General features: G+C 54.4%; 9 protein-coding genes. 2 read left to right on the top strand and 7 right to left on the bottom strand.

Annotation, left to right across the window (positions count from 1 at the left end; all coding sequences use genetic code 11):
* Positions 1-32: 32 nt before the first annotated feature.
* From ccoP to ccoN, 4 genes are read right to left on the bottom strand one after another with little or no spacing between them, the layout of a single operon-like run.
* Complete coding sequence (gene ccoP, locus WBC85_RS03040; protein ID WP_424433200.1) at positions 33-908, bottom strand: cytochrome-c oxidase, cbb3-type subunit III; 876 nt, start codon at positions 906-908, stop codon at positions 33-35.
* Complete coding sequence (locus WBC85_RS03035) at positions 905-1,090, bottom strand: cbb3-type cytochrome c oxidase subunit 3 (protein WP_424433199.1); 186 nt, start codon at positions 1,088-1,090, stop codon at positions 905-907. The genes ccoP and WBC85_RS03035 overlap by 4 nt, the downstream gene beginning before the upstream one ends.
* Positions 1,091-1,102: 12 nt before the next feature.
* Entirely contained in the window at positions 1,103-1,834 is a 732-nt protein-coding gene (gene ccoO, locus WBC85_RS03030; RefSeq protein ID WP_424433198.1) for a cytochrome-c oxidase, cbb3-type subunit II, read from the bottom strand.
* Between the two features lie 14 nt (positions 1,835-1,848).
* A complete protein-coding gene (gene ccoN / locus WBC85_RS03025; RefSeq protein WP_424433197.1) occupies positions 1,849-3,465 on the bottom strand; it encodes a cytochrome-c oxidase, cbb3-type subunit I in 1,617 nt (538 codons plus the stop codon).
* Positions 3,466-3,663: 198 nt separating this feature from the next.
* Between ccoN and WBC85_RS03020 the strand changes: the two genes are divergently transcribed.
* Entirely contained in the window at positions 3,664-4,506 is an 843-nt protein-coding gene (locus WBC85_RS03020) for a universal stress protein (protein ID WP_424433196.1), read from the top strand.
* Between the two features lie 15 nt (positions 4,507-4,521).
* Here the strand turns inward: WBC85_RS03020 and fnrL are convergent, their stop codons facing one another.
* Entirely contained in the window at positions 4,522-5,265 is a 744-nt protein-coding gene (gene fnrL / locus WBC85_RS03015) for a transcriptional regulator FnrL (protein WP_424433195.1), read from the bottom strand.
* Positions 5,266-5,329: 64 nt separating this feature from the next.
* Between fnrL and hemN the strand changes: the two genes are divergently transcribed.
* Complete coding sequence (gene hemN / locus WBC85_RS03010) at positions 5,330-6,685, top strand: oxygen-independent coproporphyrinogen III oxidase (RefSeq protein ID WP_424433194.1); 1,356 nt, start codon at positions 5,330-5,332, stop codon at positions 6,683-6,685.
* 13 nt (positions 6,686-6,698) lie between these two features.
* Here hemN and WBC85_RS03005 read toward each other — a convergent pair whose 3' ends face one another.
* Complete coding sequence (locus tag WBC85_RS03005; RefSeq protein WP_424433193.1) at positions 6,699-8,297, bottom strand: ABC transporter ATP-binding protein; 1,599 nt, start codon at positions 8,295-8,297, stop codon at positions 6,699-6,701.
* Positions 8,294-8,692: ABC transporter permease subunit (locus WBC85_RS03000; protein WP_424433192.1), on the bottom strand; the 399-nt coding region annotated here is incomplete at its 5' end. The genes WBC85_RS03000 and WBC85_RS03005, both read right to left, overlap by 4 nt.

Here is an 8,692-nt window from a genome sequence, read left to right as displayed (position 1 = left end):
GTTTGAGGCCATTAGATGAATGTGGCCCCGACTTACTCGGCAGCTTCGCCGCCGCCCAGACCGTGAATATAGGTCGCAACTGCGCGCAGTTCTGCTTCGGAAAGACGATCACTCCACGCTGGCATTACGCCAAAGCGGCTGTAGGTCACAGTTTCAAGCAGCTTGTCGTAATCGCCGCCATAAAGCCAGATTGCGTCCGTCAGGTTAGGGGCACCCTGGCTGCGATCACCTGTGCCGTCTTCCATGTGGCACGCAGAGCAGTTGTCCTCAAAAACCACTGCACCCGCTTCGACCATGCTGGCATCTTGCGCTGTGCCGGATAGGCTCATCACATAGTTGACCACCTGAACGATTTCCTCTTCTTCGAGCAGCTCGCCAAATTTAGGCATCTCGGAGTAGCGGGCATCGTCGTCGGTTTCGTTGCGGATACCATGTGTGATGGTGGTGTGAATGTCATCCACTGTACCGCCCCAAAGCCAGTCATCATCCAGCAGGTTCGGATAGCCAGAAGCCTGAACACCAGCCGCGCCGGACCCGTGACATTGTGCGCACCACGTGCGGAACACAGCGCCGCCTGCGGATTTGGCATAGATTTCCAGTTCAGGATCTGTGGCGATCTCATTCAGCTCGACAGAAGCGAGCTTCGTGTTGATCGCCTCGTTGGATTGCTCGACCGCTGCGATGTCTTCTGCAACTTCGCCACGTGTGGAATACCCGAGCACCCCAGCCGTTGCCGAATTAATCATCGGCCAGGCCGGGTATGCAATCGAATAGCCGATTGCCCAAACGATACAGGCATACAGCGTCCAAAGCCACCAACGGGGTAAGGGGTTGTTATACTCCTCGATACCGTCCCAGCTATGGCCAGTTGTGCCGACGTCTTCTTTTTTGACAGGTTTCTTGCTCATTTTTGAGCCTCCTCATCAATGTAGGGTTTGTCGTCGTGCTGGAACGGGATGTTAGCGGTTTCCGCGTAGGTCTTCTTGGATCCCGGGCGGAATACCCAGAACACAATTCCCAAGAAGAATACGAACAAGAACAAAAGCATCCAGCTATCGGCGAATTCGCGCAGGAGAGAATAGGTTTCCATATCCAGACCCTCCTATCGGCTTGCGTCAGGCGTAAAGGTCGAGAAATCAACCATCGTGCCCAGCACTTGCATATACGCGATCAATGCATCCATTTCGGAAACACCAGGTTTGCCGTCAAAGTTGCGCACATTCACGCTTTCTTCGCCGTAACGCTCAAGCAGCCCGTCGTAGTCACTGTCGGGATCAGCTTGCGCTGCAAAATCGGCCTGCGCTGCCTCAATCATGTCCGATGTATATGGAACACCAACAAAGGCGTGGGTGCGCAGTAGATCACCCATATATTCGCCATCAATGAGCGTGCGCTCAAGCTGGTCGTATTTCGGCATGACTGATTCCGGGACCACGGATTGTGGGTCGCGGAAGTGGTCCTGATGCCAACCATCCGAGTAACGGCCACCTACACGTGCAAGGTCAGGCCCTGTGCGCTTGGAGCCCCACTGGAAGGGGTGGTCATACTTGGATTCTGCCGCCAGTGAATAGTGACCATAGCGTTCAACCTCGTCCCGCATGGGACGGATCATCTGGCTGTGGCACACGTAGCACCCTTCACGCACGTAGATGTCGCGCCCGGTGAGCTCCAGCGGAGTGTAGGGGCGCATGCCCTCTACATCCTCGATGGTGTTCTCCAGATAGAAGAGCGGAACGATTTGCACCAATCCACCGATTGTGACGACCAAGAAACTGAGAACCAGCAGAAGGGTCGCATTGGTCTCGATGACTCTATGTTTGTCGAGAATTCCCATAGGTTTGCTCCTTCCTATTCGGCCGCTACTGAAGCGTGCGTTGTTGCGGTTTCAGCTTCTACAGCTGGGCTACGTTTGACGGTCATCCAAAGATTGTAGGCCATAATCAATGCGCCAGTGAGATACATCACCCCGCCCAGACCACGAACGACATACATCGGAAGTTTTGCAGCAACGGTGTCAGCAAACGAGTTCACCAAGAAACCGTTGGCATCCACTTCACGCCACATCAGGCCTTCCATGATACCAGTCACCCACATCGACGCCGCATAAAGAACGATCCCGATAGTAGCGAGCCAGAAGTGCCAGCTAACCAATGACAGGCTATAAAGGCGTGTCCGGTTCCAGAGCTTTGGTGTCAGGAAGTACAGGGCACCAAAGGTAATCATACCGTTCCAACCAAGCGCGCCAGAGTGTACGTGCCCAATTGTCCAGTCGGTGTAGTGCGACAGTGCGTTCACAGCGCGGATCGACATCATCGGACCCTCGAATGTGGACATGCCGTAGAAACCGATTGAAATCACCATCATGCGGATGACAGGGTCGGTGCGCAGTTTGTCCCAGGCACCAGACAGTGTCATCAGACCGTTAATCATACCGCCCCAGCTTGGCATCCAAAGCACGATCGAGAAGACCATACCAAGTGTAGACGCCCAATCGGGCAAAGCCGTGTAGTGCAGGTGGTGCGGACCGGCCCAGATATAAAGGAAGATCAATGCCCAGAAGTGGATGATCGACAATTTATAGGAAAAGACAGGGCGTTCAGCCTGCTTCGGAACGAAGTAGTACATCATGCCAAGGAAGCCAGCGGTCAGGAAGAAGCCAACAGCGTTATGGCCATACCACCACTGGACCATCGCGTCCTGAACGCCAGAGAAGACCTGAACCGACTTGGATCCAAAGATGCTGACCGGGATGCTGAGGTTGTTAACCAAGTGCAGCATCGCAACCGTGACGATGAAGCTCAGGAAGAACCAGTTCGCCACGTAGATGTGCTTTTCTTTGCGCTTGATGATCGTACCAAGGAAGACCAGCAGATAAGCAACCCAAACGATTGTCAGCCAGATATCAATGTACCACTCAGGCTCGGCGTATTCTTTCGACTGGGTCGAACCAAGCAAGTAGCCTGTCGCTGCAAGAACGATAAAGAGCTGATAGCCCCAAAAAACGAACCAAGCGAGATTACCGCCCCACAAACGCGCAGCCGATGTTCGTTGCACGATATAGAAAGACGTCGCAATCAAAGCATTGCCGCCAAATGCGAAAATCACCGCAGAGGTGTGCAGAGGGCGAAGACGGCCAAAGTTTGAATACCCTTCTGCCCAATCAAAGTTGAGAGCGGGAAACGCCAACTGAAACGCGATAAAGGTTCCCACAAGGAAACCTGTAATGCCCCAGAAGGTCGTTGCGATAACACCGTAGCGTACCACCCCGTCCATATATTCGTGTTCCATTGACCCGGTTGCCACTGGATCGCCCGTTTTACGAACGGTCCATAGGAACATGCCACCCGCAACCAACATAATGATGATTGCGTGAACCATGTAGGCAAGGTCTCGTGCATAGTTGGCCGCGATCATCGCCAGAAGCGTGATAATGCCAAGCACGATAATCTTGATGTAGTTCATCATTTTTCGTCCCTTCGTCGTGCCCGCGCGATTCGGAGTTGTTGCGCAGGGTTCATTTGACTGAGGGTCTTTTGCGGAATTGCGCCCGTCCATTCTTTGATCTGGGTCAAACGCTTGCCTGTGATTTGTTGATTGGGGTCAAAGAAGTCCACGCGGAAAAGGTCTCAGATAGGATCAGCCTGAACAACGGGAGACATTACCGTGGAATATAAGAGCCTTATTACTCACCTCGTCGATTTGGAAAACAGCACCGGCTTTTTGACGTCTGTTTCAGAACTGGCCGACGCCTTTGATGCGCATCTGGATGTGTTGTGTCACGGCGTCGATCGCATGACCCCCGGCTTTCACTATGGCGGCGTTGATCCGATGATGCTGCAACGCACGATCGAAGCTGCTGGCGATGAAGCCAAAGCCATAGCCAAAAGCGCGCGGACAACTTTGCAAGCCTCCAACGCACGATGGAATGTTGAAGAAGCGGTCAACCCAATCGGAAACATCAACCGCAGCGTCGCGATCCGCACCCGCTTTAGTGATCTAGCTGTGCTGAGAACGCCTTATGGTGAAAACACATCGCAGCTGGAGGCCGAAGGCATCCTTGAAGGGGCGCTCTTTGGTGGGCAAGCCCCTGTCTTGTTGCTACCAGACAGCGCAAAACCCAAAGCCACGCCGGAACGCATCATAATTGCCTGGAACGAAAGCGCAGAGGCGATGAATGCTGTTCGTGCAGCCATGCCATTCCTGAAAGCAGCCGCGTCCGTTCGCGTTTGTGTGATCGATCCGCCGCGCCACGGGCAGGATCGCTCTGACCCCGGCGGGCCATTGTCTGTCTTCCTTGCGCGTCATGGCGTCAAAGCGGAGATCGACGTTATGGCAAAAAGCTTACCGCGTGTCAGCGATGTGCTTTTGCGTCATGCCAGCGACAAAAATGCAGATATGATCGTCATGGGTGCCTACGGGCATTCGCGTTTCCGCGAAGCCATCCTGGGCGGCGCCACCCGCGACATGCTGGAAGAAGCAAACGTGCCGATCCTCATGAAGCACTAGGCACGAAGCTGGCGGTTAGGACAGCATGCCACCGTCATTATCATCCCCGGCTTCAATGAGCAGTCGCTCAAAGTCGGGGATGGTCACATGACGTTTGCCTTCCAGAACGATAACACCGTCACGCTTAAGCGCGCTGATCTGGCGGCTGACAGTTTCAAGCGTCAAACCCAGATAATCCGACATCGCTTCGCGCGTCAGGGGTAGATCGAAAACGATCTTCGCATCGCTCGCGCGCAAGTTTAACGAAGCATCGCGGCGGGCAATAATCGACAGGAGCGACGCTATCTTTTCGCGTGCTGTTTTACGGCCCAAGACCAGCATCCATTCGCGCGCCGCATCCAGTTCGTCCAATGTCATCTCAAGCAAGCGTTGTGCAATATGCGGCGTGCGCGCCATCATATCTTCGAACGGGACTTTGCGGAAACAACACATAACAACGTCCGTCGTCGCCATTACATCATACGCAGCACCGCTGCGCCCTGGACGGCCAACAAAATCAGAGGGCAGTAAAAGCCCGACCATTTGGGTGCGGCCGTCTTCCATTGTTTGTGACAAAGTCGCAATGCCCCGCACAACCGAGCCGACAAACTCCATCGGTTCGCCCGACCAAACAATTGTCTGCCCTGCTTCATAAGTGCGGTAATATTTGATCTGGTCCAGCCGCTCTAACTCATCGGTTTCGCAACGTGCACAGACCGCCCGGTGCCGGATCGGACAATCTCCGCAGTCTTGTGGTTCGGCGATAAGGGCTTGAGGCATGACATTTCCAGTCCATTGATCTGAATCAAAGTGGGCCTCGTCATTACATCGTATTGGCGAAGTCATGACAATGCGAAACCAGCTAGAACGACTGGGTCTTTTTGACGCGAAAGTGCCGCGTTATACAAGCTACCCCACGTCACCACACTTCAGTGAGCAGATCAGCGATACGCAGGTCTCTCGCTGGATTTCGGAAATTGCGCCCAACAGCAAGATTTCACTTTACGTCCACATTCCGTTTTGTAGGCGTTTATGCTGGTTCTGCGCCTGTCGCACCCAAGGCACACAGAGCACTGCACCGATTGTGGCCTACCTTGAGACCCTAAAGAGCGAAATAGCAACGCTTGCCAGACATTTACCCGAAGGTATCACGCTTGAGCGTTTGCATTGGGGTGGCGGGACACCGACGTTGCTTTCTGCTGAAATGATAACGGATCTGGCGGGGGAAATTCTTTCGGTCACGCCAATGGCCGATGGCGGTGAATTTTCGGTCGAAATTGATCCGAACGAGATCGATGGGCCGCGCCTTGACGCCCTGGCCGCCGCCGGGATGAACCGAGCATCCATTGGCGTTCAGGACTTCGATCCGGAAATTCAAAAGTGTATCGGCCGTGAACAAAGTTATGACGTAACGCGCGATGCGATCGACATGATCCGTGCGCGTGGTGTTCAGTCGCTGAACGCAGATATTCTCTTTGGCCTGCCCCATCAGACCAAAGCCAAAATCACAGAGAGCGTTCAGAAGTTGCTCTCGCTCAATCCTGACCGCGTTGCGCTATACGGGTATGCGCACGTGCCGTGGATGGCGCGGCGCCAGTCAATGATCCCGTCCGAAGCACTGCCCACACCGCAAGAACGCCTTGAGCTATTTGACACGGCGCGCCGTTTGTTCCTTTGGGACGACTATCGTGAAATCGGTATCGACCATTTTGCGACCAAAACAGATGGGCTGACCAAAGCATTGGACGCGGGCAAATTGCGCCGCAATTTCCAGGGCTATACCGAAGATACCTCAGATGTTCTGATCGGCTTGGGTGCCTCATCGATTTCGCGTTACCCTCAGGGCTATGCACAAAACAATGCAGCAACGTCAAAATACACGACCGCTGTTCGTGAAGGACGCATTCCAATCGCGCGCGGACATGGCTTTTCAGGTGACGACAAAATGCGTGCGCGCCTTATCGAGGCTTTGATGTGCGATTTTTTCGTGTCGCGCGACGAAATCACGGGTCGTTTTGGCATCTCGGGCAAAGCGCTTGATGCTCTCTTTCATGAGACAAACAAGGCCTTTGAAGGTTTGCTCAGCGTGACATCCGAAGGGTTGTTCATCCCGCTCGAAGCACGGCCTTTGACGCGGCTAATTGCACGTCAGTTCGATGCCTATGATCTAAGCCACGCAGGACACAGTTCGGCGATCTAACGCACCCGGTCGATTACGCTTCAGCGCGATGATCCAGCGCAGCGGCCAATAGCGCGCGAGTGTATTCTTGCTTTGGCGATTTGAACAACTCTTCGCTTTCGCCGAATTCGACGATGTCACCTTGCTTCATAACCAGAACCTTGTGCGACATGGCACGGACAACGTTCAGATCATGGCTGATAAACAGGTAGGCCAAACCGTATTTCTTTTGCAAATTGCGTAGCAGTTCAACGATCTGCACCTGCACTGTCATATCCAGCGCACTGGTCGGTTCATCCAGAACCACCAACTTGGGCCGCAAGATCATCGCGCGGGCAATTGCGATGCGCTGACGCTGCCCCCCTGAAAACTCATGCGGGTAGCGATGCATCGTATCAGGATCAAGGCCGACTTCGGTCATGATTTCCGCCACCATATCACGCGGCGTTTTCGTTCCATCGGTCCCATGTACGCCAAGCCCTTCCGCGATGATTTGCTCGGCGGTCATTCGCGGAGACAGCGAGCCGAACGGATCCTGAAACACGATCTGCATATCTTTGCGCGCGGCACGCAAATGGCGCGTGCTCCATTGGCGCGTATCCTGCCCGTTGAAGGTTATTCCACCCTCAGACGCGATCAGCCGCATCATGGCCAAAGCCAGGGTCGTTTTGCCCGACCCGGACTCGCCCACAATGCCCAGCGTTTCGCCAGCGCGCACGCTAAGCGTAGCATCATTCACTGCTTTGACATGTCCAACTGTACGTTTAAGCAGACCCTGCTGAATAGGGAACCAAACCTTTAGATGTTCGGTACTCACCATTTCGAGCGAGCCCTCTGGCACCGGATCCGGCGTGCCAACAGCATGAGCGCTGAGCAATGTTTTTGTGTACTCGTGACGGGGGTTGTTAAAGACCTCTTCCGTCGGGCCCGCCTCGACAATCTCACCGGCTTTCATCACGCAGACCTTATCTGCAATGCTGCGCACGATCCCAAGATCATGGGTGATAAACAATAACCCCATGTTTTCGGTTTTTTTCAGATCGGCCAGAAGCTGCAAAATTTGCGCCTGAATGGTCACGTCCAACGCAGTTGTCGGTTCATCGGCGATAAGCAGATCAGGCCCATTCGCAAGCGCCATTGCAATCATCACACGCTGACGCTGCCCACCGGAAAGCTGGTGGGGATAGGAATTCAATCGGCTTTCGGGATCTCGAATGCCAACTTTATTCATCAATTCGATAATCCGCCCACGTGCCGCGTCGCCGACGACGCCTTGGTGCAGTGCCAGCGATTCACCGAGCTGCTTTTCCAGCGTGTGAAGCGGGTTCAGCGAGGTCATCGGTTCCTGAAAGATAAAGCTGATGTCGTTTCCGCGCACTTTGCGCAGCAAGGCCTCATCCGCCCCGACCATTTCCTGCCCCTCATAGGTAATGGACCCTGTCGTCACGGCGCTGCTTCCCAGCAATGAAACGGTACTGAGCGCGGTGACTGACTTGCCTGAACCGCTTTCACCAACGAGCGCAACAGTTTCGCCGCGATCAACGGTAAAGCTGACGCCATTCACGGCGCTGCTTAGTTTGCCATCCTGACGAAAGGCGACTTTCAGGTCCGTAACCTGCAACAAGGCGCTCATGAGAATGTCTTTCTTGGGTCAAACGCATCGCGCACACCTTCAAAGATGAAGACGAGAAGCGAGAGCATTGCGGCAAAGGTAAAGAAGGCTGTGAAGGCCAGCCAAGGCGCTTGCAGGTTCTGTTTGGCCTGTAAGGTCATTTCCCCCAATGAGGGCGAAGAAGACGGCAGGCCGAAGCCCAGGAAATCAAGACCGGCAAGCGTACTGATTGTTCCCGTGACGATGAACGGCAACATGGTGACTGTCGCGACCATCGCATTGGGCAGCATGTGGCGGAACATGATAACAGTGTTGGACACGCCCAACGCTTTTGCCGCGCGCACATATTCCAGATTCCGCGCGCGCAGGAATTCGGCGCGCACGACGCCGACCAGCGCCATCCAACCGAAGAGCAC

The organism is Planktotalea sp. (assembly GCF_049680325.1).
Classification (GTDB): Bacteria; Pseudomonadota; Alphaproteobacteria; order Rhodobacterales; family Rhodobacteraceae; genus Planktotalea.
This window is presented reverse-complemented; position numbering and strand designations above follow the sequence as displayed.